Origin of the sequence: Nonomuraea wenchangensis (assembly GCF_900111685.1) — a bacterium.
GTDB classification, from domain to species: Bacteria; Actinomycetota; Actinomycetes; order Streptosporangiales; family Streptosporangiaceae; genus Nonomuraea; species Nonomuraea wenchangensis.
Map to the genome: position 1 here is coordinate 177,152 of NZ_FOHX01000009.1, position 25,182 is coordinate 202,333.

At 71.6% G+C, this 25,182-nt stretch carries 26 protein-coding genes and 1 tRNA gene; 14 read left to right on the forward strand and 13 right to left on the reverse strand.

The annotated features are described in order from the left end of the window. Nucleotides 1–11 precede the first annotated feature (11 nt). Entirely contained in the window at nt 12–1,187 is a 1,176-nt protein-coding gene (locus BMW85_RS27110) for an FIST signal transduction protein (protein ID WP_091087115.1), read from the reverse strand. Between the two features lie 173 nt (nt 1,188–1,360). On the opposite strand from BMW85_RS27110, the gene BMW85_RS27115 reads away from it, so the two are divergent. From BMW85_RS27115 to BMW85_RS27130, 4 genes are all read left to right on the forward strand, one after another. Next, nucleotides 1,361–2,758 carry a sigma 54-interacting transcriptional regulator gene (locus tag BMW85_RS27115; RefSeq protein WP_177240907.1) on the forward strand — a complete coding sequence of 466 codons (1,398 nt, stop codon included), beginning with the start codon at nt 1,361–1,363 and terminating at the stop codon, nt 2,756–2,758. 62 nt (nt 2,759–2,820) lie between these two features. Next, a complete protein-coding gene (locus BMW85_RS27120; RefSeq protein ID WP_091086735.1) occupies nt 2,821–3,582 on the forward strand; it encodes a hypothetical protein in 762 nt (253 codons plus the stop codon). Nucleotides 3,583–3,631: 49 nt separating this feature from the next. Next, the gene (locus tag BMW85_RS27125; RefSeq protein WP_091086737.1) at nt 3,632–5,590 is read left to right on the forward strand and encodes a vWA domain-containing protein; all 1,959 of its coding nucleotides are present in this window, start codon (nt 3,632–3,634) and stop codon (nt 5,588–5,590) included. Between the two features lie 34 nt (nt 5,591–5,624). Next, nucleotides 5,625–6,080: a GNAT family N-acetyltransferase gene (locus tag BMW85_RS27130; RefSeq protein WP_091086739.1), complete on the forward strand. Its 456-nt coding sequence runs from the start codon at nt 5,625–5,627 to the stop codon at nt 6,078–6,080. Here BMW85_RS27130 and BMW85_RS27135 read toward each other — a convergent pair. Then, nucleotides 6,055–6,741 carry a hypothetical protein gene (locus BMW85_RS27135; RefSeq protein WP_091086741.1) on the reverse strand — a complete coding sequence of 229 codons (687 nt, stop codon included), beginning with the start codon at nt 6,739–6,741 and terminating at the stop codon, nt 6,055–6,057. The two genes, BMW85_RS27130 and BMW85_RS27135, sit on opposite strands and share 26 nt — an antisense overlap. A 259-nt stretch (nt 6,742–7,000) precedes the next feature. Between BMW85_RS27135 and BMW85_RS27140 the strand changes: the two genes are divergently transcribed. Genes BMW85_RS27140 through BMW85_RS27150 form a run of 3 tightly spaced genes read left to right on the forward strand, consistent with a single transcriptional unit; the run spans nt 7,001 to nt 10,147 of the window. After that, nucleotides 7,001–8,242 (forward strand): sensor histidine kinase, encoded by a 1,242-nt coding sequence (locus tag BMW85_RS27140; protein ID WP_091086744.1) that lies wholly within the window; start codon nt 7,001–7,003, stop codon nt 8,240–8,242. 14 nt (nt 8,243–8,256) lie between these two features. Then, nucleotides 8,257–8,940, forward strand: a complete 684-nt coding sequence (locus BMW85_RS27145) for a response regulator (RefSeq protein WP_091086746.1) — start codon at nt 8,257–8,259, stop codon at nt 8,938–8,940. 52 nt (nt 8,941–8,992) lie between these two features. Beyond that, complete coding sequence (locus BMW85_RS27150) at nt 8,993–10,147, forward strand: epoxide hydrolase family protein (protein WP_091086749.1); 1,155 nt, start codon at nt 8,993–8,995, stop codon at nt 10,145–10,147. A gap of 1 nt (nt 10,148) precedes the next feature. On the opposite strand, the gene BMW85_RS27155 is transcribed toward BMW85_RS27150, so the two are convergent. After that, nucleotides 10,149–10,571, reverse strand: coding sequence for a DUF6292 family protein (locus BMW85_RS27155; RefSeq protein ID WP_245775094.1), 423 nt, complete (start codon nt 10,569–10,571; stop codon nt 10,149–10,151). A gap of 139 nt (nt 10,572–10,710) precedes the next feature. On the opposite strand from BMW85_RS27155, the gene BMW85_RS52065 reads away from it, so the two are divergent. Continuing rightward, nucleotides 10,711–10,836: a hypothetical protein gene (locus BMW85_RS52065; RefSeq protein WP_281249608.1), complete on the forward strand. Its 126-nt coding sequence runs from the start codon at nt 10,711–10,713 to the stop codon at nt 10,834–10,836. Nucleotides 10,837–10,846: 10 nt separating this feature from the next. After that, the gene (locus BMW85_RS27160) at nt 10,847–11,278 is read left to right on the forward strand and encodes a hypothetical protein (protein ID WP_091086752.1); all 432 of its coding nucleotides are present in this window, start codon (nt 10,847–10,849) and stop codon (nt 11,276–11,278) included. A gap of 13 nt (nt 11,279–11,291) precedes the next feature. On the opposite strand, the gene BMW85_RS27165 is transcribed toward BMW85_RS27160, so the two are convergent. Next, on the reverse strand, nt 11,292–12,434 hold the full coding sequence (locus BMW85_RS27165) for a cystathionine gamma-synthase (RefSeq protein ID WP_091086754.1): 1,143 nt from the start codon (nt 12,432–12,434) through the stop codon (nt 11,292–11,294). Between the two features lie 328 nt (nt 12,435–12,762). On the opposite strand from BMW85_RS27165, the gene BMW85_RS27170 reads away from it, so the two are divergent. Further along, the gene (locus BMW85_RS27170; protein ID WP_091086756.1) at nt 12,763–13,905 is read left to right on the forward strand and encodes a sensor histidine kinase; all 1,143 of its coding nucleotides are present in this window, start codon (nt 12,763–12,765) and stop codon (nt 13,903–13,905) included. 234 nt (nt 13,906–14,139) lie between these two features. Further along, nucleotides 14,140–14,541 (forward strand): PASTA domain-containing protein, encoded by a 402-nt coding sequence (locus tag BMW85_RS50485; RefSeq protein ID WP_218155946.1) that lies wholly within the window; start codon nt 14,140–14,142, stop codon nt 14,539–14,541. A gap of 27 nt (nt 14,542–14,568) precedes the next feature. Here the strand turns inward: BMW85_RS50485 and BMW85_RS27180 are convergent, their stop codons facing one another. After that, nucleotides 14,569–15,939 (reverse strand): cystathionine beta-synthase, encoded by a 1,371-nt coding sequence (locus tag BMW85_RS27180; RefSeq protein ID WP_091087122.1) that lies wholly within the window; start codon nt 15,937–15,939, stop codon nt 14,569–14,571. A gap of 127 nt (nt 15,940–16,066) precedes the next feature. Here BMW85_RS27180 and BMW85_RS27185 point away from each other — a divergent pair, with 127 nt between their 5' ends. From BMW85_RS27185 to BMW85_RS27195, 3 genes are all read left to right on the forward strand, one after another. Next, nucleotides 16,067–17,050: an SGNH/GDSL hydrolase family protein gene (locus tag BMW85_RS27185; protein ID WP_245775095.1), complete on the forward strand. Its 984-nt coding sequence runs from the start codon at nt 16,067–16,069 to the stop codon at nt 17,048–17,050. Nucleotides 17,051–17,193: 143 nt separating this feature from the next. Further along, a complete protein-coding gene (locus BMW85_RS27190; RefSeq protein ID WP_091086760.1) occupies nt 17,194–18,540 on the forward strand; it encodes an outer membrane protein assembly factor BamB family protein in 1,347 nt (448 codons plus the stop codon). Between the two features lie 78 nt (nt 18,541–18,618). Further along, complete coding sequence (locus tag BMW85_RS27195) at nt 18,619–19,836, forward strand: acetyl-CoA C-acetyltransferase (protein ID WP_091086763.1); 1,218 nt, start codon at nt 18,619–18,621, stop codon at nt 19,834–19,836. 45 nt (nt 19,837–19,881) lie between these two features. On the opposite strand, the gene BMW85_RS27200 is transcribed toward BMW85_RS27195, so the two are convergent. The 8 genes from BMW85_RS27200 to BMW85_RS27235 all read right to left on the reverse strand — a co-directional run bounded on the left by BMW85_RS27200 (nt 19,882) and on the right by BMW85_RS27235 (nt 25,169). Continuing rightward, complete coding sequence (locus BMW85_RS27200; RefSeq protein ID WP_091086765.1) at nt 19,882–20,289, reverse strand: PPOX class F420-dependent oxidoreductase; 408 nt, start codon at nt 20,287–20,289, stop codon at nt 19,882–19,884. Nucleotides 20,290–20,353: 64 nt separating this feature from the next. Continuing rightward, entirely contained in the window at nt 20,354–20,587 is a 234-nt protein-coding gene (locus tag BMW85_RS27205; protein WP_091086767.1) for a DUF4287 domain-containing protein, read from the reverse strand. Nucleotides 20,588–20,754: 167 nt separating this feature from the next. After that, entirely contained in the window at nt 20,755–21,546 is a 792-nt protein-coding gene (locus BMW85_RS27210) for a Bax inhibitor-1/YccA family protein (RefSeq protein WP_091086770.1), read from the reverse strand. Nucleotides 21,547–21,717: 171 nt separating this feature from the next. Continuing rightward, a tRNA-Leu gene (locus BMW85_RS27215) sits at nt 21,718–21,790 on the reverse strand. 49 nt (nt 21,791–21,839) lie between these two features. Further along, a complete protein-coding gene (locus BMW85_RS52600; protein ID WP_425434375.1) occupies nt 21,840–22,379 on the reverse strand; it encodes a peptide deformylase in 540 nt (179 codons plus the stop codon). Continuing rightward, nucleotides 22,376–22,888 carry a glycine cleavage system transcriptional repressor gene (locus BMW85_RS27225; RefSeq protein WP_091086775.1) on the reverse strand — a complete coding sequence of 171 codons (513 nt, stop codon included), beginning with the start codon at nt 22,886–22,888 and terminating at the stop codon, nt 22,376–22,378. The genes BMW85_RS52600 and BMW85_RS27225 overlap by 4 nt, the downstream gene beginning before the upstream one ends. A 77-nt stretch (nt 22,889–22,965) precedes the next feature. Next, complete coding sequence (locus BMW85_RS27230) at nt 22,966–24,282, reverse strand: NAD(P)/FAD-dependent oxidoreductase (protein ID WP_091086778.1); 1,317 nt, start codon at nt 24,280–24,282, stop codon at nt 22,966–22,968. Between the two features lie 92 nt (nt 24,283–24,374). Further along, complete coding sequence (locus BMW85_RS27235) at nt 24,375–25,169, reverse strand: uracil-DNA glycosylase (RefSeq protein WP_091086780.1); 795 nt, start codon at nt 25,167–25,169, stop codon at nt 24,375–24,377. Nucleotides 25,170–25,182 lie beyond the last annotated feature (13 nt).

Genomic DNA, 25,182 nt, shown 5'->3' on the forward strand with positions numbered 1-25,182 from the left:
CGGGGCGGCGGTCACGACGTACCCGAGGCGCCGGAGAAGACCAGGACGGAGGCGGTGAACCCGTGGACGTGGTTGTGACCGGCGACCGGCCCGACCTCGCCGGCGGCGAAGAAGCCCGCCACCCCGATCGGCCCGAGCGTGTCGCGCAGCGCGACCGGGTCGTGGTCGGCGGTGCCGAACATGGCCGAGCCCCGCCCGTTGCAGGAGAACAGCAGCGCCCCGTCGACCCGGCCGAGCTGCTCGCGGTGGGCGTCCAGGACGTCGTACAGGTCCTCGTCGGCGGTGGCGGCGTCGCGCACCTGGAAACGTACGGTCCGGCCGACCTCCACGATGTCGCCGATGGCGACGGCCTCGCGTTCGGGGTCGATGCCGATCACGCCGCGGATGAGGAAGTCGCCGCGTTCGTGGCGCTCGGCGTACTCGTCCATGGCGATGCCGATCTGCAGCCCGGCGGCCACGAGCTCGCGGTCGTCCTCGTCGAGGTCGCTCACGATGTCCTCGAGCCGGGCCAGCGCGGGCTGCCCGGCCAGCTCCAGCAGCAGGTTCTCCTCGGACGCGGTCACCACCATGCTGGGGCCGATCGGCCGGCAGCCCTGGCTGACCACGGTGCTGACCTGCAGCGGCCCGCCGAGCAGGACGCCGATCGCGCCTTCCAGATAGACCTTGCCGTCCGCGAACAACCTGACCGAGCCCCGCCCCTGCAGGCCGTTGGCCAGCCCGCCGATGAGCGGGAGGTCGCCGAGCACGTCCACCGAGCGTTCGACGAAGGCGTCGGTCGGAAAGCTGTACGGGTCGGCCAGCAGGATCGCCACATGGTCGTCGGCGCTGCGCTCGGGCACCCCGACGACCACGAACTTGTCCTCGGCCGCCAGCGTGTCCAGCGCGAACGTGGTGAGTCTCGCGCCTTCCAAGGTCGCCGCCCAGGCGCTCACGGCGGGCGTCAGTTCCACCCCCTGCCCGTCACCTATCACTCCGGTGGCGCTGCAACCGATCACGTGCGCGCCGGGCGCGAGCTCCATAGCGGCCTGTCCGGCCCTGGCGACGTCGTCGGGGTCGTCGCCGCAGATGAAGAAGCAGACCAGGTCGGCTTGGCCGCTGAGCCTCGACAGGGCCCGGCCGACGGCGTTCTGCGCGGCCACCACCAGGTCGGAACCCACGGCGAGGCCGTCGGCGAAGCGGCTCGTCATCAGGGCCACGGGTCTCGCCTCCCTCGACATGTCCAAGTTCCCTAGGTCCGGATTCTCCCCACTAAAGGGACAAGCACGCACACGAACCGTCACGCAATAGTCAAGATCCGAAATCTCCCCCTGGTTGTGGAAGGCCCTGCCACATTCCCCTCAGGGGACGTAGTCTCGAACCCGTGCATCAGCCACAGCCACGAATTCTCCGCGAGCTGCGGGAGAGCGGACACGTCCACCGCACCGTGAAGGCCGAGGTCAGGGCGAACCTGCTGGCCAAGCTGCGGGCGGGCGAGCCGCGGTTCCCCGGCATCGTCGGCTTCGACGAAACGGTCCTGCCACATCTGGAGCGGGCTCTTCTCGCCGGGCACGACCTGGTCCTCCTGGGCGAGCGCGGCCAGGGCAAGACCCGGCTCATCCGCACCGTCACCGGGCTGCTCGACGAGTGGACGCCGGTCGTCGAGGGGTGCGAGATCAACGACCATCCGTACGCGCCGGTCTGCACGCGCTGCCGTACGCTGGCGCGGGAGCTGGGCGAGGAGCTGCCGATCGCCTGGAAGCACCGCGACGAGCGCTACGGCGAGAAGCTGGCCACGCCCGACACCAGCGTGGGCGACCTGATCGGCGACATCGACCCGATCAAGATCGCCGAAGGCCGCACGCTCGGCGACCCCGAGACCGTCCACTATGGGCTCGTGCCGCGCACCAACCGGGGCGTCTTCTCCGTCAACGAGCTGCCCGACCTGGCCGAACGCATCCAGGTGTCGCTGCTCAACGTGCTGGAGGAGCGCGACATCCAGGTCCGCGGCTACAACCTGCGCCTGCCGCTCGACATCCTGCTCATCGCCAGCGCCAACCCCGAGGACTACACCAACCGCGGCCGGATCATCACCCCCCTGAAGGACCGCTTCGGCGCCGAGATCCGCACCCACTACCCGCTGACCGTCGAGGACGAGCTCACCCTCATCCGCCAGGAGTCCGTCCCGGACATCGGGGCCGACATCCCCGAGCACCTGGTCGAGGTGATCGCCCGCTTCACCCGCCTGGTACGCGAGTCCACCGCCGTGGACGCCCGTTCCGGCGTCTCCGCGCGCTTCTCGATCGCCGCCGCCGAGACGGCCGCCGCCTCCGCGGTGCGCCGCTCCGCCATCGCGGGCGAGGAGCAGGCCGTCACCCGCGTGGTCGACCTGGCCTGCGTGGTCCACAGCCTGCGCGGGAAGGTGGAGTTCGAGGTCAGCGAGGAGGGCAGGGAGACCGAGATCCTGGCCCACCTGCTGCGCCGGGCGACGGCGGAGACGTTCCGCAACCGGCTGGGCGGCGCGGACCTGTCGGCGGTGACCGACAAGTTCGCCGAGGGCGGCCAGGTGGAGTCCGGCGAGCTGGTCCCGGCCGGCGAGCTGCTGCACCGCATGGGCCCGGTGACCGGCCTCGCCAAGATCATGTCGAGGCTGGGCATGGGCGCGGGCGAGGAGTCGCCCGGGCACGCGGCGGCGGCGCTGGAGTTCGCGCTTGAGGGGCTCTACCTCATGCGGCGCCTGTCGAAGGAGGACCTCGAAGGAACGGCCGTCTACCGCACGTGAACGCGGGCGCGTTTTCCGGCGTCAAAGGGTGTGACTGATCGTTCCTGACGGGGGAGCCACCCATGCGCCGTTCGCTTGCCTGCGCCACCGCCGCCGTCCTCGCCGCGGGCGCCTTCGCCGTGCCCGCGCGGGCCGCCACTCCCAGCACCTCGCTCAAGGTCGCGTACGGCTACGCCTGGCCCGACGGCAAGGGCCACCTCCGGATCGTGCCGAAGTCGGCCACGCTCGTGAAGGATGGGGGCTACCTCGGCTACCGGCTCAAGTCGATTGCCGGGGCCAAGGAGGTCCGGCTCGACTACACCAAGGCCACCGTCGGCCGGGTGACCGTGGCCTGCGACCTGAAGGAGACCGAGGGGCAGGTCGCGCTCGACGCGAAGGGGCTCGGCCGCACCCGGTGCAAGCCCGCCGACCTGGCCGCCTCGCTGGGGAGCGGGGCGACGCCGATGCGCGTGGAGTACCAGGACGGGCGGGCCGTGCGGGTCAACGAGATCCTGATCTCCAACTGGCCGAACTCACGCACCGCCCGGGGCACGATCCAGCGCGTGGACGATCGTACGGTGCTGTTCGCGACGGGCGGGAAGACGTACAAACTGGGTTACTCCTACATGATGTACTTCTACCGGACCACCGCCCGCTGTAAGGACGGCTGGCTGGCGGGCCGGCCGGTGAGCGCCGACCGCAATGGCCTCGGCACGCGGGCGTGCGACGCGGAGGACCTGACCAGAGCCCTGCGGTCGGTCAGGCACCCCGTGCTCGCGAAGCTGCGCTACTCGCCCGAGACCGGCGGCGTCGACGAGGTCTGGGAGGTCTACGGGGACGCGTAGGGCCGGCCCCGCAGCGAGAACGGACATTCCGGGTTAGCGTGGTGGGGTGATGGCCTACCGCTATGGCGAGTACCACGACGGCCCCGACCCTCTCGCTCCCCCCTACGACGTGCGGGCGGCGCTGGACGAGATGGGCGACGCGATCCTGTCGGGCTCGACGCCGGTCCACGCCCTGCGCGACCTGCTCAAGCGCGGCCTGCCCGGCGCGCAGGACCGCCGCGGCCTCGACGACATGCTCAGGGAGGTCCGGCGGCGCCGCCGCGACCTGCGCGAGCGCGGGCGGCTCGACGGCACGCTGGAGAAGGCCCGCGCACTGCTGGACAAGGCCATCGGCCAGGAGCGGGCCGAGTTGTTCCCCGACCCGTCCGACGACGCGCGGATGCGGGAGGCGGGCCTCGACGCGCTCCCCGACGACACCGCGAGCGCCATCCAGGAGCTGAGCACGTACGACTGGCGCTCCGGCGCCGCCCGCCAGACCTTCGAGGAGCTGCGCGGCCTGCTGCGCCGCGAGGTCCTCGACGCGCAGTTCCGCGGGCTCCGCGACGCCCTGGCCAACCCCGACCCGGAGGCCATGGAACGCGTCCGCCAGATGATGGCGGACCTCAACGACATGCTGGACAAGGACGCCCGCGGCCAGCACACCCAGGCCGACTTCACCGCGTTCATGGACAAGTACGGCGACCTGTTCCCCGAGAAGCCCCGCAACCTCGAAGAACTGGTCGACATCCTGGCCCGCCGCGCCGCCGCCACGCAGCGCATGCTCGCCTCGATGACGCCGCGCCAGCGCGAGGAGCTGAGCAACCTCATCAACCAGACGCTGGAGCAGACCGGGCTCTCGGACCAGATGCGCCGCCTCGGCGAGGCCCTCTACTCCCGCCGCCCCGACCTGGCCTGGAACGCCCCCGAACGCCTCACCGGCGAGGAGCCGCTCGGCATGGGCGACGCCGTGACCGCGCTGGAGGAGCTGGCCGACCTGACCCAGCTCGAGACGGCGCTGCGCCAGGACTATCCGGGCGCGCGGCTCGACGACGTGGACGAGGCTGCCGTACGCCGCGCGCTCGGCCGCTCCGCCGTGGACGACCTGGAGGCGCTCAAGCGCATCGAACGCGAGCTGGAGGAGCAGGGCTACCTGCTGCGCCGCCGCGGCAAGCTGGAGCTCACCCCGAAGGCGGTGCGCCGGCTCGGCGAGACCGCGCTGCGCCGGGTGTTCTCCTCGCTGGACGCGGGCCGGCGCGGCGACCACGACCAGCACGACGCCGGCTCGGCCGGGGAGCTCACGGGCTCGTCGCGGCCGTGGCGGTTCGGCGACGAGCAGCCGATCGACGTAGTCCGCACCCTGGTCAACGGCGTGCGGCGGGGCGGGGTGGCATCAGGGGGCGGCGCGGCGGTGCGCCTGTCCGTGGACGACTTCGAGGTGGCCGAGACCGAACGCCGGACGGCCGCGGCGGTGTGCCTGCTGGTGGACCTGTCGTACTCGATGGCGCTGCGCGGCACCTGGGCCGCCGCCAAGCAGACCGCCCTCGCCCTGCAGGCGCTGGTGGCCTCGAAGTTCCCGCAGGACGCCGTACAGATCATCGGCTTCTCCAACTACGCGCGGGTGCTGCAGCCGGACGAGCTGGCCGGGCTCGACTGGGACATGGTCCAGGGCACCAACCTGCACCACGCCCTGCTGATCGCCGGCCGCCACCTCGACCGCCATCCCGACTTCGAGCCGGTGGTGCTGGTCGTCACCGACGGCGAGCCGACCGCGCATCTCATGCGCAACGGCCGCCCCGCCTTCGAGTGGCCGCCGTCGCACGAGACGCTGGAGCTCACCCTCGCCGAGATCGACAAGATGACCCGGCGGCGGGCCACGCTCAACGTCTTCATGCTGGCCGCCGACGACCGGCTGAAGGAGTTCGTGGACGAGGTGGCGCGCCGCAACGGCGGCCGGGTGTTCTCGCCGAGCGCCGAGCGGCTGGGCGAGTACGTCGTCAGCGACTTCCTCCGCCTGCGCCGCGCCCGCTGACTTTCTGTCGGTGCCGGCTGACAGACTCCCGGTCATGACCGACGTACTGCTCAGAGACGTGGTGGAGGAAGACCTGGAGGTGTTCCTGGAGCAGGAGCACGATCCGGAGGCCGTCCGGCGGTCCCGGTTCCCCGCCCGGCCCCGGGAGCGCTTCCTCACCCACTGGCGCACCCGGGTCCTCGGCGACCCGGCCAACCGCGTGCGCGCGATCGAGGCCGACGGCCGGCTCGCCGGCAACCTCGTGGCCTGGTGGGAGGAGGATCGGCGCTTCATCGGCTACTGGATGGGGCGCGAGTTCTGGGGGCGCGGCATCGGCACCCGCGCGCTCGGCCTCTTCCTCGCCGAGGAGCCGGTCCGCCCGCTCTACGCCGACCCGCACGGCGGCAACACCGCGTCGGTGCGCCTGCTCGAACGGCACGGCTTCCGGCGGGAAGGCACGGTCCGGCACGGCGACGACGAGCACGTCATGCTCGTGCTGCGCTCGGAGTGACCGCGGCGGGCTGCTCACCCGCCCACTCGGCGTCCGTCATCCGGATCATCCGCATGCCGGCGTACCCGAAGGCCACCAGCAGGATGACCGGCCCGCCGAGGCCGAGCACCAGGTTCCACTGGCTGGCGCCCACCAGCCAGATCACGATGCCCGCGAGCACCGCGACGGGAAACCACCATCCGGCCCGCCCGTCCCAGGCGTAGGCGACCGCGACCAGCACCAGGCCGAGGAACGATCCGATCATGCCGGGCAGCTGCCAGGCGGCGATCATCGCCGGCTGCGCGGCGTCCTGCATGATCTTCTCGGCCTGCTCCACCGGCAGGGCCTGGAAGAGCACGATGTCGAAGAAGTCGGAGATCATCAGCGACGAGAAGTTGATCAGCCCGATGACCGTCACCGCGCCCGCGAGATTGGCCAGCACCACGCCCCTGCGCCGGACGAGGTGCACCAGCCCGATCACGCCCGGCACGAACAGCACCCAGCAGTAGTGCAGCAGCGTGGCGCTGACGCCGACGGCGGCGGGGTTGTTGGCGTAGACGAGAGGGTCGGTGACTCCAGGCTCGCTGGGGTCGGTGATCATGCCGAGGAGCAGGCAGAGGGGGGCGAGCAGGAGGCTCACCCCGGCCGCGGTGCGGCGGAAGGCACTTGCGTTGGTAAGCATGGGGTGGACCGTACGGAGCGGTCGCACGACCCGTCGTCAAAGCAGCCTTTGACCGGGGGTCCCCCGCCCGACGGATTCCCGACCCCGCCCCCTCCCCACACCCGCCCCGGCCGCAGGGCGGTGAGCGGCGGGCGCGCGACGCCGGAAGGGCGCTGACCGGCAGGCCCGGCGCTCGCGGGGCGGTGGCCGGCGGCGCCTTGCCAGGCGTCGGAGGCCCTTCTGGAACGGTGCAGCCGGTGCGGCGGCTACCCTCGGCCTCATGCTCCGCCGGCACTCACGTCCCCCTGCCGTAGCCCCCGACTCCATCCTGGCCGACACCCCCACCGCACCCTCCGACTCCTCCACCGCCACGGGCGAAGGACGGATCCCGGCGTTCCTTCCCCCCTCGTCCGTCGACTGGCTCGTCGCCGTGGTCGTGGCGTTGTTCGCGGTCGCCGAGGAGCTGAGCGAGCGCGGCATGGCGCCCCAGCGCGAGCATGCCGCCTGGTGGGCGGTGGCGGGGTTGGTGGCGGCGGCCGGGGTGCTGTACCGGCGGCGGGCCCCGTTCGCCGTCCTGGTCGGCTACTCCGCCGCGAACGTCGCCGTCTTCGCCGTCTCGGCCGCCCCCGCCGGGGCCTGGCAGTTCTACACGCAGCTCGTGCTGCTGTTCACCCTCCTGTCGGAGGTGCCGATCCGCAGCCCCAAGGTCGCCGTCGGCGCGGTCGCGACCGGCGCGTACGTCGTCGCCATGCTGATCAACAGCACGGGGTCGCCCGGCCCCGGCGACTTCGCCGTGGCGCTGGTGATGACCGCCATCGCGGCCGGGGCCGGCCTCGCCGTACGCCGCCACCGGGTGCTCGCCGTCCAGGCGGCGGAGCGCGGCGAGCTGCTGGCCCGCGAGGCCGTCGCCGAGGAACGCGCCCGCCTGGCCCGCGAGCTGCACGACATCGTGGCCCACAGCGTCAGCGTGATGACCATGCAGACCGGCGCCGTACGCCTGATGCTCGCCCCCGGCCAGGACCGCGAGCGCGAGACGCTGACCACGGTCGAGGAGACCGGCCGCGCCGCCCTCATCGAGCTGCGCCGCATGGTCGGCCTGCTCCGCACCGCCGACGACGACCGCCTGAGCCCGCGCGCCGGGCTCGGCCGCCTCGACGACCTCCTCGACCAGGTACGCGCGGCGGGCCTCGACGTGACCCTGGACGTACGCGGCGAGCCGGCGCCACTGGCCGCGGGCCTCGATCTGTCGGCGTACCGCATCGTGCAGGAGGCCCTGACCAACGCGCTCAAGCACGCCGGCCCGACGAGGGCCGCGGTGACGATCGACCACCGTCCCGGCGAGCTGCGCCTGTCCGTCGCCAACGAGGCCCCCGCCCACAGACCGCTCGGCGCGCCGGGCGCGCCCGGTGGGGGCCACGGGCTGATCGGCATGCGTGAGCGGGCGGCCCTGTTCGACGGCACCCTCACGGCCGCCCCGCTGCCCTCGGGCGGCTTCGAGGTACGGGCGGTGCTCCCGCTGTGAGCGACGCGACCTCTATGAGCGACGTGACCGAGCCGCGGCCGATCGGTGTCCTGATCGCCGACGACCAGGCCATGATCCGCGCCGGGCTCCGCCTGATGCTGGAGACCCAGCCCGACCTCGCCGTGGTGGCCGAGGCCGCCGACGGCCGGCAGGCGGTGGAGCTGGCCCGCGCCCACCGCCCGGACGTCGCGCTGCTCGACATCGCCATGCCGCACGTCAACGGCCTGGAGGCCGCCCGCCGCATCCTGTCCGCGAACCCGGCGCCCCGCGTGATCATGCTCACCATGTACGACACGGACGACAACCTCGACCGTTCCCTGCACGCGGGCGTCAGCGGCTTCCTGTTGAAAGGCTCGCCCCCGGAGCACCTGTTCGCCGCCGTGCGGAGCGCCGCCCGGGGGGAGATCCTGCTCGACCCGGCGGTGACCGGCCGCGTCGTGGACGCCTACCGCCGTACGTCGCCGCCCCCGCAGACGCCGCCCGGCTCGGCGCTGACCGCCCGCGAGCAGCAGGTGCTCCGGCTGATCGCGGGCGGCCTGTCCAACGCCGAGATCGCCGCCGCCCTCGCCATCGCCGAAGCCACCGTGAGCACCCATCTCAACCGGCTGCTGGCCAAGCTCGGCCTCCGCGACCGCGCCCAGGTGGTGCGCCACGCCTACGAGACGGGCCTCGTCCGCCCCGGTGAGCCTCCGCCCTGAAAGTGCCGAACGAGGAAGCGTCTCGTCCGCGTTCGGGGTGAGGGTGGAAAGCATGAACGATGCGATTCACCCGTTCCGGGTCGACATTCCGCAGGCCGAGCTCGACGAGCTCGCCGCCCGCCTGGCGAGCACCCGGTGGCCCGGCGAGCTGCCCGGCGTCGGCTGGTCGTACGGCGTTGCCCAGGGCCACCTCGAAGAGCTGGTGCGCTACTGGCGGACCGAGTACGACTGGCGCCGCCACGAGGCCCGGCTCAACTCCTTCCCCCAGTTCACCACCACGATCGACGGCCAGAACATCCACTTCCTGCACGTACGCTCCCCCGAGCCGGACGCGATCCCGCTGATCATCACGCACGGCTGGCCCAGCACCGTGTACGAGTTCCTCGACCTCATCGGCCCGCTGACCGACCCGCGCGGGCACGGCGCGGACCAGGCTCCCGCCTTCCACCTCGTCATCCCGTCGGTGCCCGGGTTCGCGTTCTCCGGCCCGACCGGGGAGACCGGCTGGGGCGTGAACCGGGTCGCGCGGGCCTGGGCGGAGCTCATGCGCCGTCTCGGCTACGAGCGCTACGGCGCCCAGGGCGGCGACTTCGGCAGCATGGTCTCGCCCGAGCTCGGCCGCCACGCCCCGGACAAGGTCATCGGCGTACACGTGAACGCGCTGGCCAACGCCTCGACGCCGACCGACCCCGAGGACCTGGACCGGTTGTCGGAGTCCGAGCGGGAGCTGGCCCGCGAGCAGGAGGCGTGGTGGTACACGCACTCCGGCTACGCCACCCAGATGTCGACCCGGCCGCAGACGCTGGCGTACGCGCTGAACGACTCCCCCGCCGGGCAGCTCGCCTGGAACCTGGAGTGGTACGTGGACTGGGACCCGGCGAACAAGGTGCAGACCCCGGTGGACCGCGACGTCCTTCTCACGGACGTGACGATCTTCTGGCTGACCCGGACGACGGGCTCGGCGGCCCGGCTCTACTACGAGGGCGGCGACGAGGGGTGGGGCAAGCGTCCGGCCCCGTCAGGGGTGCCGACGGGAGTGGCCAACTTCCCGGGGGACAAGGCGCTGCGCGGCCTGGCCGAGCTGTCGCACTCGATCGTGCACTGGTCCACGCCGCCGCGCGGCGGCCACTTCGCCTCGGTGCAGGCCCCCGACCTGCTGGTCGAGGACATCCGTACGTTCTTCGCGATGGCGAACAGCCGACGATAGGTCAGGCGTCGACGAGGGGCGTGTAGAAGGCCAGAGCGAGATCGAAGCCGTCACGGCAGTTGCGGTGGGAGCGGTAGCAGGGGCGCCAGGCCGTACTGGCGCCCACCCCGGCGCGCGCGTCGGCCAGCGCTCCGGGCACCCGCTCGGGACGCGGCAGCAGCCCGTTGCCGAGATAACGCACGCCCGCCAGCTCGGTGTGGGAGCCACGGCCGCCGGCCACGAAGGCGCCGAGGCGCCAGCCGCTCTCCTCGTCCCACACCAGCGCGCTGTCGTCGGCGAGCTTGAGGGTGGCGTCACGCGGATCGCACGGCCCCTCCCACCAGTCCGCGACCTCGGCCCCGAGCTGGTCGACGACCTGGCGCACGTAGCTGATCGGCTGCTGCAGCCACTCGTCGCTGTACGGCTCGACATGCCTGATGGCCACGGACGGCACCCCCTTGTGCCCAAACGGTAAGGAAAAAGGAACAGTTCCCAACCCTACCCGCGCCCAACTTATTCCGTTGCACGGCCGTCTAGTCATTACGGACGATATTCCCGACGTACACGGGGAAGGAGGCGAGCCCATGATTGCCATGATTCTTCTCATCGTCATGATGGCCGTGACGGTAGCGGCCATGGAGCTCATCACGCGCTGTCCCGTCGCCGGCAAAGAGAGTGTCGAGTCACCCACCGAGATCGTCGGCGACTAGTCTCTCCGGCATGTCCACCCTGCTTCTCTGGCTCCACATCGGCTTCGCGATCTTCACCGTCGGCCCGGTGACCGCCGCGACGATGGCCGCGCCCCGCCTCATCCGCACCAAGAACGTGCCCGCGCTGCAGAACATCCAGCGCCTGACGCGGGTCTACAGCATCGGCACGATCGGTGTGTTCGTGTTCGGGCTGGTGCTCGGCATCGTGATGGGCGGAGGTGTGCTCGGCGAGTGGTACATGACGGCCTCGATGACGCTGTTCATCGTGGCGGCTGTGCTGCTGGTGCTGATCGACCGCGACCTCCGCGCCGCCGTACAGGCCCTCGCGAGCGAGGACCCCGCCGACGACGCGAAGGTGCAGAGCGGACGGATCGCCGCGATCAGCGGAGTGGTGTCCGTGATCTGGCTGGTGATCCTCTTCCTGATGGTCGTCCCCGGCTGACGGGACGCGCCGCTCAGCCGGCGAGCGCCTGCGTGAGGTCGGCGAGCAGGTCGTCGATCGTCTCGATGCCGACCGACAGCCGCACCAGGTCGGCGGGCACCTCCAGCGGCGAGCCGGCCGCCGACGCGTGCGTCATCCGCCCCGGGTGCTCGATCAGCGACTCGACACCGCCGAGCGACTCCCCCAGCGTGAACAGCTTGGCCCGGTCGCACACCGCCACGGCCTCCGCCTCGCCCCCGGCCACGCGGAACGACACCATGCCCCCGAACCGCCGCATCTGCTTGGCCGCGACCTCGTGCCCCGGGTGCTCGGGCAGCCCCGGGTAGAGGACCTCGGTCACGCGCGGGTGCGCGAGCAGCAGGTCGACGACGCGCTCGGCGTTGTCGCAGTGGCGGTCCATGCGTACGCCGAGGGTCTTGAGCCCGCGCAGCGTCAGCCAGGCGTCGAACGGCCCGGCCACCCCGCCCATGGCGTTCTGGTGGTAGGCGAGCTCCTCGCCGAGCCCGGCGTTCGCGGCGATCAGCGCGCCGCCGACCACGTCGGAGTGGCCGCCGACGTACTTGGTGGTGGAGTGCACGACGACGTCGGCGCCGAGGGCGAGCGGCTGCTGCAGGTAAGGCGAGGCGAACGTGTTGTCCACCACCAGCAGCGCCCCGTTGTCGTGGGCGAGCCGCGCGAGCGCGGCGATGTCGGCGACGCCGAGCAGCGGGTTGGTCGGCGTCTCGACCCAGACGACCCGCGTCTTCTGCGTCATGGCGGCGGCCACCGCGTCGAGGTCGTGCAGCGGGACCGGGTCGTAGTGGAGGTCCCAGCGCTCGTGGACCTTCGAGAAGAGCCGGTAGGTGCCGCCGTAGGCGTCGTTGGGGATGATCACGTGGTCCTGCGGCTTGCAGACCGTACGCAGGAGGGTGTCCTCCGCGGCCAGCCCCGACGCGAACGCCAGCCCGCGCGACCCGCCCTCCACGGCCGCCAGCGCCTCCTCCAGCGCGGTGCGGGTGGGGTTGGCCGAGCGGCTGTACTCGTATCCGGAACGCAGGCCGCCCACGCCGTCCTGCTTGTAGGTGGACGTGGCATATATCGGCGGCACGACCGCGCCGGTCAGCGGGTCGGGCTCCTGACCTGCGTGGATGGCCAGGGTCTCAAAACCGTTGCTCATACGCCAACGGTAACGGACGTTCGGACAGCTCCAGGATGGGCGTCGGGCCAGGGGTGCCCGAGCTCAGGCGGCGTCCTCCGGCTCCCCTTCGAGCCGGGAGATCAGCAAGGGATCGGCCAGCGCGAGCAGCAGCGCGACGACCAGCCCGGCCCCCAGCAACGCGAACCCGATGGCAATCATGTCCGTCCCCTTTCGTCCTCTCCAGCATCCGCTCCGGCACCGCCCCTCCGCCTCCGCTGAAGGGCCGGTCCGCGCCCCCCGCGCTCGGCCGAACGGTTGATACGGGAGGTCCGACCTGAGACCTAGGCTCGGAGCGTGGGTGAGACGAGTGGGTGAGACGAAACGCCTCCTGTACTGGGTGCGGCGGCTGAGCGAGTTCGCGATGCTCGGCTGGCTCGGCCTGATGCTGCTGCTCGACCTGGTGATCGCCGCCTCCACCGGTGGACTGCAGTGGCTGGTGCCGATGTGCGGCGTGGCGGGCATCGTGGCCGTGGCGCTGCGGCGCGCGCATCGTGCCGACGGCTTCTCCGCCGTGCTGGCCCTGTCCTTCGGCACGTCCATGGCCATCGGGGGCACGAACCTCGCCGGCGTCCCAGGCATGGCCGAGACCGGGTCGCTGCTCGTCCTCGTCATCGGCGTGCTGCGGCACGTCGAGCCGGTACGCCGGGCGGCCGCCCTCGCCTGCGCCGGGCTGATCGTGCTCATGGCCGAGGCCGTGGGCCGCGACTACCACGGGGCGGGGCTCGCGTTCTCGTTCCTGCTGTTCGCCAGTTGGTCGATGGCCGCCGGAGCGGGCGGCTACCTGCGTTTCCAGCGCGAACGGCGGGCGGAGGCCGTCCACTCGGTACGCCGGGCCGAACGCCTGGAGCTGGCGCGGGAGCTGCACGACCTGGTCGCCCACCACATCACCGGGATCGTGGTCCAGGCGCAGGCCGCCCGTACGGTGGCCGAGGCCAGCCCGCAGGCGGTGCTGCCCGCCCTGGACGCGATCGCCACGGCCGGGTCGGACGCGCTGACCTCGATGCGGCGCATGGTGACAGTGCTGCGCACCGAGGAGGAGGCGGGCCGCAGGCCCGGCACGACCCTGGCCGACCTGCGGATGCTGACCGACCGGTTCTCGGCGGACGGGCCGAAGGTGGCCTTCGAGATCGGCCCCGGCCTGGACGACCGTACGCTGCAGCCCGAGGTCATGACGACCCTGCACCGGGTGCTCCAGGAGTCGCTGACCAACGTGCGCAAGCACGCGACGCGGACCGCCTGGGTGGAGGCGGACCTGCGCCGCCACGACAGGTCGGTGGTGCTGCGGGTGCGCAACTTCGGCTCGTCGCCGGACCCGCGCGTCTCCCGCCTGGGCGGCGGCTTCGGCCTGGTCGGGATGGCCGAACGGGTGGAGGCCCTGGGCGGCCGGCTCTACGCGGGCCCTTCAAGCGAGGGCGCCTGGGAGGTCGTCGCCGAGTTCCCCCTGACCTGACCCGCTGCCCCGAAGCCGACGGGCGAGCCGACACGTGGTCACGCCGGTCCAGGTGACAGGCCTGGCCAAGACCTTCCTTGTCGTACGCGCCCACCGCGGCGAGCACGACCGGACGCTCACGGCCGACCGCGTGCTGCGGGCCGGGTTCGTCGAGGCCACCCCGTACGTTCTGGACCAGTGGACCGTGCCGCCGCGCGGCGTCGACGCCCTGGTCCACGACGGTGGCGGGCGGCCGTGGTGGCTGTCGGCGACCTGGCTACGCGCCCGGAGCAGCACCCCGCATGTTCCACCGCGAGTGAGGCCCACACCGCCTCCGCCCCGCCGCCGGCCGTTGTCACCGTCACCGCCACCCCGACATCGTCACCGGACGAGGCCACCCCATCCGCCGGCAAGCCCTCCGTCCGCACGCCCGAGCGCAAGCGGCTGCCGGACGTCGTCGGCATGAACCTGCAGGCCGCCCAGGATTTCCTCCAGGCGAAGGGCTTCTACATCCTCGACGACCAGGACGCCACCGGCCAGGGACGGCTACAGGTGTTCGATCGCAACTGGCAGGTCGTACGGCAGGACCCGGCCGCCGGCAGACGGGTCCCGACCGACACGCTCATCACGCTCTACGCGAAGAAGATCGGGGAGTGACCGCTGCCGGCGGCGTCAGGCACGGGATCAGTGGTTGGCGAGGAAGGCGAGCAGGTCCTGCCGGGTGATCAGCCCGGCCGGCTTGCCGTCCTCCAGCACCACCGCCGCATCCGCCTTCTCCAGCGCTTCCACCGCACGCGCCACAGGTTCACCACTGCCGATCGTGGGTAGCGGCGCGGACATATGATCGGCGATCGAGTCTTCGGAGGAGAGCCTGCCGTGGTAGAGGGCTTCGAGGAGGTCGCGCTCGACGATGGACCCGACGACCTCGGCCGCCATCACCGGCGGTTCCTCCTTCATGACCGGGAGCTGGGACACGCTGTACTCGCGCATGATCGAGATGGCCGTGCCGACCGTCTCGTGCGGGTGGGCGTGCACGAACTCCGGCAGGCCAGGCCCCTTGCGCGCCAGCACGTCGGCGACCAGGCCCTCGTCGGAGCTGGTCGTGAGGAAGCCGTAGTCGGCCATCCAGTCGTCGTTGAAGATCTTCGACAGGTAGCCGCGGCCGCCGTCGGGCAGCAGCACGACGACGGTGTCGCCCTCCTTGGCCTGCGCCGCCACCTGGAGCGCCGCGACGACGGCCATGCCGCACGATCCTCCGACCAGCAGTCCTTCCTCCCGCGCGAGGCGGCGGGTCATGGTGAAGGAGTCCTTGTCGGAGACCGCGATGATCTCGTCGCAGATCGTGGTGTCGTACGTGGCCGGCCAGATGTCCTCGCCGACGCCCTCCACCAGGTAGGGCCGCCCGCTGCCGCCGGAGTAGACCGAGCCCTCGGGGTCGGCGCCGACGACGCGCACCCGGCCGCCGGAGACCTCCTTGAGGTAGCGGCCGGTGCCGCTGATCGTGCCGCCGGTGCCGATGCCGGCGACGAAGTGGGTGATGCCGCCCTCGGTGTCGGCCCAGATCTCGGGGCCGGTGGAGTGGAAGTGGGACTCCGGGTTGTCCGGGTTGGAGTACTGGTCGGGCTTCCAGGCGTTGGGCACCTCGCGGGCCAGCCGGTCGGAGACCGAGTAGTAGGAGTCGGGGTGGTCGGGCGAGACGGCGGTCGGGCAGACCACGACCTCGGCGCCGTAGGCCCGCAGCACCGCGATCTTGTCCTGGGCGACCTTGTCCGGCACCACGAACAGGCACCGGTAGCCCTTCTGCTGGGCGACGATGGCGAGCCCCACCCCGGTGTTGCCGGAGGTCGGCTCGACGATGACGCCGCCGGGGCGCAGCGCGCCCGACTTCTCCGCGGCCTCGATCATGCGGACCGCGATGCGGTCCTTCACGGATCCGCCCGGGTTGAAGTACTCGACCTTGGCGAGCACCTGGGCCGGCAGGCCCGCGCTCACCTTGTGCAGCCGGACGAGCGGGGTGTTCCCCATGAGGTCGACCAGGGAATCGTAAACGCGCACCGAGGTGTTCACCTTCTTTGCCGAAGCTTGATCAGCTATCCGAAGGCTCAGACCCGGTCGGGGTGGCACGCCCTCGGTTAGTTTCCTAGCAAACGCTACCGCCGAGTTCGACCAGGGAGGGACGTACGTGGTCTGGGCAGCTGGCATGGCGCGCGCCGCACGCAGGATCGCCACCGCGGCGGCGCTCGGAGGAGGCGGATTGACGGCCCTGGGAGCGACCGCGTACGGACTGCTGGTCGCCGAGGGACTGCTGGCGCGCAAGGCCATCGGCCGCCCGCACGGCATGGACGGGCCCCCTTCCGACGGCACGTACGGCATGTTCCCCGGCAGGGCGATCAAGCTGGCGATGCTGGGCGACTCCACGTCGGTGGGTCTCGGCATGACCGACCCGGCCCAGACGCCCGGCGTGGTGCTCGCCAACGGCCTGGCCGCGGTGTCGGAGCGCCCGGTGCGGCTGCTGGTGGCGGGCCGGTCGGGCGCGTCGTCGGCGGAGCTGGGCGAGCAGGTGGACCGGGCGCTGGCCATGGAGCCGGACGTGGCGGTGATCTTCGTGGGGGCCAACGACATCATCACCCAGACGCCGCCCGCGATCGCCGTACGCCACCTGACCAGGTCGGTGCGCCGGCTGCGCGAGGCGGGCGTCGAGGTGATCGTGGGCACCTGCCCCGACCTCGGCACGGTGCGTCCCATCGCGCAGCCGCTGCGGTGGGTGACCCGGCGGTGGAGCCGGCAGCTCGCCGCGGCACAGACGGTGGCGGTGGTGGACGCGGGCGGCCGTACGGTGGCCTTCGCCGACACGCTCGGCCCGGAATTCGCTACAAATCCGACAGAGATGTTCGGACCGGATCGTTTCCATCCATCTGACCGAGGTTACGCGCAGGCCGCTTACGCGGTGCTACCGTCAGTGTGCGCTGCGTTGGGGTTGTGGCCTGAGCCGCGCCCCGCACGCGGCGAAGAACTGCAACCGATCTACCTCGCGGCGGCCACGGCCGCGGAGGAGCCCGGCACCGAGGTCACCGCGACCCGGGTCGACGGGCGGGCGACGGGGCTGCACGGCAAGTGGGCCGCGCTGTTCCGCCGGAGACTCGGCGAGCAGCTCAACGACGCCTGACCCCCCGGTCCAGGCCCGGCGAGCGGCTCGGCCCGCGGCCGGGCCCGCCCCCGTTCCGGCGTGGCGTGCCCCCGACCGCGCCCCGCACCGGTCACCTTCCGCGCCCGAGCCGTCACTCCTCGTCCCCTTGGAGGGTATCGCCCGTGCTCCGGCCCCTCTGGAAGCCGTCCGTCGCCCTAGCCGGAACCCTCGCCCTCGCCGGATGCGCCGGCAGCGACGCGGCCACCACCCCCGCCTTCCCCACCTGGCACAACGCGCAGGTCCACGTCGTCAGCCGGCTGTCCGAGGCGGCCGGGGTGGTGACCACGACCTCGATGAAGCCCGACGGCTCCCTGGAGACGGTGGCCGTACGACTGCGCGACGGCCGACGGCTGTGGGCCTATCCGGCCACGATGGCCGGCCGGCTGCCCGGCATGGGCGTCTCCGCCCCCGCGATCGTCGAGACCGGTGGCGGCGAGGGCGTGGTCGTGGCGCTCGACCCGGCGCGCAAGGGCCGGTGGAAGGCCACGCTGGTGGCCCGTGACGCGCACTCCGGCGTGCAGAAGTGGACCCGGCCGGTCCACTCCTCGTTCGGGCCGCAGCGCTGCGGGCCCTACATCTGCCTGTCGGAGCACACGGCGCTGGCCAAGGCCCGCACGGTGGTGCTCGACCCGGCCGGCGGCAAACCGGTGTGGAAGCTGCCGGGCATCTCCGAGGTCGAGTGGTCCGACCAGGCGCGGGTGCTGCTGCTGCGGCTGTCGGACGACCCGATGGTGGAGTCGTACGAGCTCAAGACCGGCAAGCTGCAGTGGCAGCAGCCGATCGAGCAGGCGCTCGGGCCGGGCGTCGATCTGTCGGGCGGCTGGGCGTTCGGCGCGGCGGGCGACGACCTGGTCGGCTACGTCGCTCCTTACACCGATCCGCGCACCAGGCGGCTGTCCACGTTCGGGCTGTTCTCGCTGCGCAGGACCGACGGCACGATCAACTGGATCCGCCCGTCGGTCGTGCGCGTCTACCCCAGCGGCAACCCCGGCTACGCGCCCGTGGTGCGGCCGGTGGACCGCCAGGGCGCCTACGGCGGCTTCGCCCGGCTCGACCCGGCGTCGGGGCGGGTGGTGGGGCAGGTCGGCGCGGCCGACGTGCCCGGCTCCGGCTGGTGGCTGGCCTTCCCCGAGCGCATGGACAAACTGGGCTTCCTGGCCCACGGCGCCAAGGGCTCGGTCTACGACCTGGCCTCGGGCCGACCGGCTCCGGTGGAGGAGGAGCGGAGCTGGTCCTTCTGCGTCACCGACCCCAAGCCGCTGCCGCTGAAGGGCCAGCCGCCCGGCTTCTACTCGACGGCGGCCCTCTGCGAGTACGACCTCGCCACTGGGCAGCGGGTCACCACGGCGGGCCCGCCCCCGGCGTGGTTCACCGGCAGCACGGCGGGCTGGCGGCTGTGGCGCGACGAGAAGGGGGCGCTGCACGGGATCAACGACAACACGGCGAGCGCGCCGGGCATGTACGGGTAAATCCTTCCGGGGGGCGGCGAGGCTCGCGCGAAGAACTGGAATATAGTTCTACTATTAGCCGCCGACAAAGGAGGGGCCATGCCCGAGGCAGTCATCGTCGCAACCGCGCGTTCGCCCATCGGACGAGCCTTCAAGGGGTCGCTCAAGGACATCAGGCCCGACGACCTGACCGTGCAGATGATCCAGGCGGCCCTGGCCAAGGTGCCCCAGCTCGATCCGCACACCATCGACGACATCATGCTGGGGTGCGGCCTGCCCGGCGGCGAGCAGGGCTTCAACATGGCCCGGGTGGTGGCGGTGCTGCTCGGGCTCGACGACGTGCCCGGCACCACCGTGACCCGCTACTGCTCCTCCTCGCTCCAGACCACCCGCATGGCCTTCCACGCCATCAAGGCGGGCGAGGGCGACGTGTTCGTCTCCGCGGGCGTGGAGACCGTCTCACGCTTCGTCAAGGGCAACTCCGACTCGCTGCCCGACACGCACAACCCGCTCTTCCTGGACGCCCTGGCGCGCACCAAGTCGTTCACCGAGGGCGGCAAGACCTGGCACGACCCGCGCGAGGACGGCGACGTCCCCGACGTCTACGTCGCGATGGGCCAGACCGCCGAGAACGTCGCCCAGCTGCGCGGCGTCAGCCGCCAGGAGCAGGACGAGTTCGGCGTGCGCTCCCAGAACCTCGCCGAGAAGGCGCTGGCCGACGGCTTCTGGGCCAAGGACATCACGCCCGTCACGCTGCCCGACGGCACCGTGGTGAGCGGGGACGACGGGCCGCGGCCGGGCACCACGTACGAGAAGGTGGCCGGCCTCCAGCCGGTCTTCCGCCCGGACGGCACGGTCACGGCCGGCAACTGCTGCCCGCTCAACGACGGCGCCGCCGCCGTGGTGATCATGAGCGACGTCAAGGCGGCCGAGCTGGGCATCACGCCGCTGGCCCGGATCATCTCCACCGGCGTCTCCGGCCTGTCGCCGGAGATCATGGGCCTCGGCCCGGTGGACGCCTCGCGGCAGGCGCTGGCGCGGGCCGGGATGGCCATCGAGGACGTCGACCTGGTCGAGATCAACGAGGCGTTCGCGGCCCAGGTCATCCCGTCCTACCAGGAGCTGGGCATCGACCTCGACCGGCTCAACGTCAACGGCGGGGCCATCGCGGTCGGCCACCCGTTCGGCATGACCGGCGCCCGGATCACCTCCACGCTCATCAACGGCCTCCAGCACCACGACAAGACCATCGGCCTGGAGACGATGTGCGTGGGCGGCGGCCAGGGCATGGCCATGCTCCTGGAGCGCCTGAGCTGACGCGCGCGCTTCGGCGCCCGGCCCGCAGCCGGGCGCCGGAGCGCTTCAGCCGCGACGGTCGGGGCCGGCGGAGACCGGCGTGATGCGCAGCAGGACGCGCCGCTCGCGGGCCATCGCGGCGCGGTAGTCCTCCCAGTCGGGGTGCTCGCCCGAGATGTCGCGGTAGTAGGTGATCAGCGGCTCCATGGCCTCGGGCAGCGAGAGGACCTCGGCGGTGCCGTCGACCTGGATCCATTCGCCGTAGAAGGCGCTCGTGAAGGCGCACAGCGACACGTGGGGGTCGTGCCGGACGTTGCGGGTCTTGAACGCCGTCTCGCGCGTGCTGACGACGATGTGCGGCCCCTGCACGCCGACCGTCACCGGCGACATCTGCGGGCGCCCATCGCGATGCCGGGTGAGCAGGACGGCGTTGTGGTTGTCGCGGAGGAAGGCCACTGCCTTGTCGAGGTCCATGACCTCATGGTGTCGCATGACGACGCGCCCGCGCTTGCGGCACGGGCGCGGGTCGGTGACGGGCCTAGATGAAGCCCATCCGGTTACGGCGGTGCCGCTCGTGCTCGTGGACGATGGCGGCGGCATAGCCGTGGGTCAGCCCGTGCTCGTCGGCGAGCCAGTTGGCCCGCTCGGCGCACCTGAGGAATGACGGGCCGTTGTCGATGGCTTGGAACCACTCGGGGAGTTCGCGTCCCGTTATCATGGGGACCCTTGCGATCAGCTTCGTCTGCGTCTCCGGTGAGTGGTTCAAGGACATGGGCACCTCCGCGGATTAAGGTCCTTTGCTTGACACTGCAACACCATCCATCGAAAGGCAAGACCCCTGGCTGCCTGGAATCCGTGACGGCACGTAGATTTTCGGTCGCACAAAGAGAGGGCCCCGCGTGAACGCGGAGCCCTCGGAGGTGACGACGATGTCTACGCTCAGTCACCGTCGCTGAAATAGCTGATGAACCGCAGAACCTCCAGGTAGATCCAGACGAGGCTCAGCGTCAGGCCGAACGCGCACTGCCAGGCGAACTTCTCCGGCGCGCCCTGGCGGACGCCCTGCTCGATCGAGTCGAAGTCGAGCAGCAGGAAGAAGCAGCCGAGCAGGATCATGACGATGCTGAACACCCAGCCGATGGGGCTGTCGGTGCGCAGCCCGAGGCCGACGCCGTTGAAGATGCCGACCAGCAGGTTGACCAGCACGAGGCCCAGGGCCGCGATGGCCGCCGCGACCACGAACTTCACCAGCTTGGGCGTCACCCGCACGATCCGCAGCGCGTGGACGGTCAGCACGGCGCCGAAGGCGAAGGCCGTGCCGAGCACCGCCTGCAGCACGATGCCGCTGATGGCGCCCTCGAAGAGCTGGCTGATCTTGCCCAGGAAGATGCCCTCGAAGAAGGCGTAGCCCAGGATGAGCGCCGGGTTGGTGCTCTGCGTGAACGAGGCGATCAGGCCCAGGACCAGCGCGACGACCGCGCCGACGATCGCGAACATGGGGGGCACGTTGAGCACCCACGCCGCCGCGGCGGCGAGGACGAGCGTGCCGAGGGTCAGGAAGCCGCGCACCACCACGTCGTCGAGGGTCATGGTGCGGAACGCGGGGCGGCTCGGGGGGGCGTACGACGGGGAGTCGTACATGTTCTGCAGCACGTCAGGGGACGGGGCCGGCCCTGACCATGCTCCCGCCTGCCGGCGGGTCCTGCTGAAAACGGGGTTCTTGCTCTCCATCGCTGCCTCCTGTGTCGCCGAGCCTACGGGGCCTGGCGGCACCTTGGTCAACTCGCGCTCAGATCGGGGTTCGTGGGGGACTTCGGCAGCGATGACAACGAACGTGGCCACCCCGGAGTTCCCAAGGTCATCCACCGTGCCGAAAAACGTATTTCCAATGGTAGAAGCAGGTGCCCCCGGCGGGATTCGAACCCGCACGTCAACCCTTTTAAGGGGTTTGCCTCTGCCATTGGGCTACGGGGGCGCCGCAATCATACGAAACGGACCATGCTTCCGAGGAGCACAACTTCGCATCAAGCGTCACAACTGTGAAGTTGGATGTGAAGTGATAGGGCTCCTGGCACTCTGTCCAAGAAGAGTAGACCGTCCAGATGGTCCAGTTGGTGCTGAATGCAGCGGGCTTCGAAGGCATCGGCTTCGATGGTGACGGCCTCCCCCGTGCCTGGCAAATGCGCATGTACGGTGATTCGAGTGGCGCGTAGGACGTCCGCCGTGAGCCCGGCGATCGAGGCGCACCCCTCCCGCCCATGATCCCAATGGGAGGCCCCGACGAGGCGCGGATTGGCCAGAACGCACTCTCCGGCGTACGAACGGCTCCGGGGGTGGCGTGCGGTGTCGAAGGCGATCAGACGGCCGCTGAGGCCGATCTGAGGGGCCGCGAGCCCCGTCGTGGCCGGCAGGCCGCGCAGGGTGGCGAGGAGATCGGCGGCGGCGGCCACGACGCCGGGGTCAATCGGGTCCACCGGCTCGGCCGCGGCGGACAGGGCGGGGTGGGGCGCCCGCAGCACGTCCCTGGCCGTTCCCGAGCCCCCACCGGGGCCCGGGCCCGTCACAGCAGGTCCGGTTCTACGGGGCGGAAGGTTATCTCGGCGTCGAGGCCGGCCCCGACGGCCGCGAGCCTGCGCATGAGGGCCGCCACGTCCACCTCCTTCGGCAGCTCGACGTCGGCGATGAGCACGTAGAGCCGCCCGGAGAGCCGCGTGCTCATGCCGGTGATGTTGCCGCCGTCGGCGGCCAGCACGGCGCTGACGGCCGAGACGATCCCGGTCCGGTCCGGGCCATGGACGGTGAGGACGTAGCCGAGGCCGTCGCCCTCCTCGCAGAAGTGCCTGCGGGCCTCGATGGCGGAGGCGGTCACCACCAGGTCGGAGGTCCGCAGCCGCTTGAGCACCTCGTCGCAGTCGAGGTCGCCGGAGACCAGGAGCATCATGGCCACGTGCCCGCCGAGCAGCGTCATGGTCGAGTCCTGGATGTTCGCCCCGCAGTCGGCGAGCGAACCGGTGACGGCGGCGATCACGCCGGGCCTGTCCACGCCGAGCACGGTCACCGCTGAAAGCCCCACGGTGCCACCCCTTCCGCTTGCGCCAGGGGTGCCGGAACGCCCCGGCCGTCGCGGCCGGGGCGCTCGCCGTACCGGGGCTAGCGGCGCATCGTCGCGACGGCGGCCCTGAAGCCCTCGCGCGGGTGCTCCATCTCACCGAGGGAGATCGTCTCGCGCTTGAAGAACAGGGCCAGGGTCCAATCGACGACGACGCGGACCTTGCGGTTCAGCGTCGGCACCCGCGACAGATGGTAGGTGCGGTGCATGAACCATGCAGGGAATCCGCGAAGCTTGACGCCGTAGACATTGGCGACACCCTGATGCAGGCCGAGACCGGCGACCGATCCGACATACTTGTGGCGGTATTCCATCAATTCGTGACCGCGCAGGTGGCGGACGATGTTGTCGGCCAGCACCTTGGCCTGGCGCACCGCGTGCTGGGCGTTGGGCGCGCAGTACTGCCCGGGGTTGGTGACGTCGGGGACGCCCGCCGCGTCGCCGGCCGCGAAGGCCCCCGGGCTGCCGTGGACGGTCAGCAGCGCGGTGGTCTTGATCCGGCCGCGCTCGTCGAGCGGCAGGTCGCTGTCGTTGACGACCGGGCTGGGCTTGACGCCCGCCGTCCACACCAGCGTCTCGGCGTCGAACTCGGCGCCGTCGGAGAGCACCACGTGCCCGCCCTCGCAGGACTCCAGCCTGGTCTCCAGCCTGACGTCGATGCCGCGCTCGCGGAGCTGCTCCAGCGTCCACTTGCCCATCTCGGGGCCCACCTCGGGCAGCACCCTGCTGGTCGCCTCGACGAGCACCCAGCGGATGTCCGAGGGCTTGATGTTGCGGTAGTAGCGCACGGAGTCCTTGGCCATGTCCTCCAGCTCGGCCAGGGCCTCCACGCCGGCGAAGCCCGCGCCGACCACCACGAACGTCAGCGCCCTGCGCCGCACCTCGGGGTCCTCGGTCGACTCGGCCACGTCCAGCAGGTGCAGCACGCGGTTGCGCAGCGCGATGGCCTCGCCGACGGTCTTGAAGCCGATGCCGATGTCGGTCAGGCCGGGGATCGGCAGCGTGCGGGAGATGGACCCGGCCGCCATGACGAGCACGTCGTAGGCGATCTGGCGCGGCTCGCCCTCGGCCGGCTGGAAGGTCACCACGCGGTCGCCGTGCTTGACGGTGGTGACGGTGCCGTTCAGGATGCGCACCTTCGGCAGGACCCGCCGCAGCGGCGCCACCAGGTGCCGGGGGGAGAGGTTGCCGGCCGCCGCCTCGGGGAGGAACGGCTGGTACGTCATGTAGGACTGGGGATCGATGATCGTGATGTGCACCTCGCCGCCGCGCAGCTCGCGAGAGAGCTTGCGCTGCAGCCGGAGCGCCGTGTAAAGGCCGACGTATCCACCGCCGACGATGAGAATGTGCTTGTTCATCCTGAGGCCCCATCCCTCGTCTGCTTGTGAAAGCATTCACAAGGTTATGTCAGGAGGAGCAAAAGAAGCCAATCCCTACATGGTGGGACGCGTCACAGTGCCAGTGACCTGGCCTTCTCGAAGATCGAGTCCAGCATCTGGGCGGTGACGCGGCCGGTGAAGGTGTTCTGCTGGCTCGGGTGGTAGCAGCCGAGCAGGGTGACCGGCGCGTCGCCGTGCCGGACCTCCACCTCGGCGCCGTGCCCGAACGGCGGGCGGCTGCGCGGCAGCTCGTAGCCCGCCTCCCTGAGCGCCGGCCACATGGCCTGCCAGGCGTAGCCGCCGAGCGCCACCACCACCCGTACGTACGGCGCGACCAGCGCCAGCTCCCGCGCCATCCACGGGAAGCAGGCGGCCTTCTCCTCCGGCGTCGGCTTGTTGGCGGGAGGCGCGCAGCGCACCGAGGCCACCACGCGCGTGTCGATGAGCCGCTGGCCGTCGCCCGCGTACGTGCTGGTCTCCCGCTCCGCCAGCCCCGAGCGGTACAGCGAGGCGAACAGCCAGTCGCCGCTGCGGTCGCCGGTGAAGATCCGGCCGGTGCGGTTGCCGCCGTGCGCGGCCGGGGCCAGCCCGACCAGCAGCACGCGCGGCCGCTCGGCGCCCCAGCCGGGGACGGGCCGGCCCCAGTACGTCTCGTCCGCGAACGCGCGCCGCTTCACCGTGGCCACCTCCTCCCGCCACTCCACCAGGCGGGGGCAGGCCCGGCAGACCGACTGCCTCGCGGTGAGCTCCGCGAGGTCGTCACTGCCGGCGGCGAGGCGGCGCACGCCGGCGGGGTCGTGCGCGACGGGGGTGTCAGCGGTGGCGGGGTCGCCCGGCCAGCCGGTGCCCGGTGGTACGAAGCTCATGACACCGATGGTG